The sequence below is a fragment of the Shigella sp. SIG6 genome, assembly GCF_053555815.1.
On record NZ_JBQZXC010000261.1, the window covers coordinates 1 to 1,357 of the forward strand.

The 1,357-nt window shown below is 39.0% G+C and carries 2 protein-coding genes; one reads left to right on the forward strand and one right to left on the reverse strand.

Annotated features, from left to right (window positions below; all coding sequences use genetic code 11):
- Positions 1–92 precede the first annotated feature (92 nt).
- Complete coding sequence (locus ACUU1M_RS20155; RefSeq protein ID WP_120795387.1) at positions 93–215, forward strand: protein YneP; 123 nt, start codon at positions 93–95, stop codon at positions 213–215.
- Here the strand turns inward: ACUU1M_RS20155 and ACUU1M_RS20160 are convergent.
- A complete protein-coding gene (locus ACUU1M_RS20160; protein ID WP_005074472.1) occupies positions 181–1,338 on the reverse strand; it encodes an anaerobic sulfatase maturase in 1,158 nt (385 codons plus the stop codon). The two genes, ACUU1M_RS20155 and ACUU1M_RS20160, sit on opposite strands and share 35 nt — an antisense overlap.
- Positions 1,339–1,357: the final 19 nt, after the last annotated feature.

Genomic DNA, 1,357 nt, shown 5'->3' on the forward strand with positions numbered 1-1,357 from the left:
AGTGGTTGTGGTTATGCTATTGATAATCAAGGGTATTGCTAATGCCCTGACGCATACCACGTAAGCCAGGATTTTCGCAAGGGAAGATGATGATGACGAAACACCCGACAGGAATTTATGTCGGGTGCCTTGTTAAGGTCATAAGAAGGAGGCTAAGAATGGAGTTAAAAGAGAGCGTTATTAATTATTCTCCATTTGTTTTGCAACATCCATAATGTGGTAAAGCGGTACTCTGTTCTTAGCTAACTCAACCATGGCGTTCATATAAGGTACCATGGTTGAAAAAAGGATTTTATAACCTTCGCAAAAATAAGAAACAGTCTCATTGTTTACTTTAGTAATACGATGCTTAGGACAACCGCCATTGCAGATAGGTTTATATGCACATTGCTGACATTTCGCTGAAATCCGTTTTTTTTGCGCTGTCAGTTGTACACTGTTCATCGTTTTGAGTTCAGATTTATTAATGTTTCCAATTTTGTACTGTGGATAGACAAAATGGTTGCATTCGTAAATGTCTCCATTACTTTCAACAACCAGATTATCCTTGCAGGACTCCTGGAAAATACAACTTGTATGCCCATTCCCCAAAAAACGGCTGACAAAGCTTTCAAACTGACGAATGAAAATTTCACCCACATCGTTTTTAACCCATTGCATAAAAATGGTTGACATAAACTTTCCATAAGCCGTGGGAGGCACAGAAAAATCAATGATACGGAATGTGTTCTCACTATGACCACTGAAATCAATATTCGGCGTCCCGGTTTCTAGCAATTCGATAAATTGCATATGTTTACTGCCGATAGATTTTAAAAAATGATAAACCTCAAGAGGGTAATGGACATTAACGTTATTAATGACGGTTAACGTATTAAACTCTACTTGATATGATTTCAGACGCTCGATGGCTGCTATCACTTTTGCAAAAGTACCGTTACCTGAATTACTGCGTCTGTAACGGTCATGTAACTCCTGGGGGCCATCGATCGAGATACCAACCAGAAATTCATATTCTTTGAGAAAGGCACACCATTCATTATTCAATAAAATGCCATTCGTTTGTAATGCATTAAAAATACGTTTTTGGCCTGCATAGCGTTGTTGATAGTGAATAACTTTACGGAAAAAATCCAGGCCAGCCAGAGTGGGTTCACCGCCTTGCCAGGTAAAATAGACCTGATTGCCAGACGCTTCGATATATTGTTTGATGAACTCTTTCAGAGTGCTGTCATCCATCCATTTTTCATGAGTAAACTGCGACTCTTTTTCAAGGTAAAAACAGTAATCACATTTGAGATTACATTGAAAACTGGAGGGCTTGGCTGTAACGTGCATCGCTATCTCGCTCAATAAG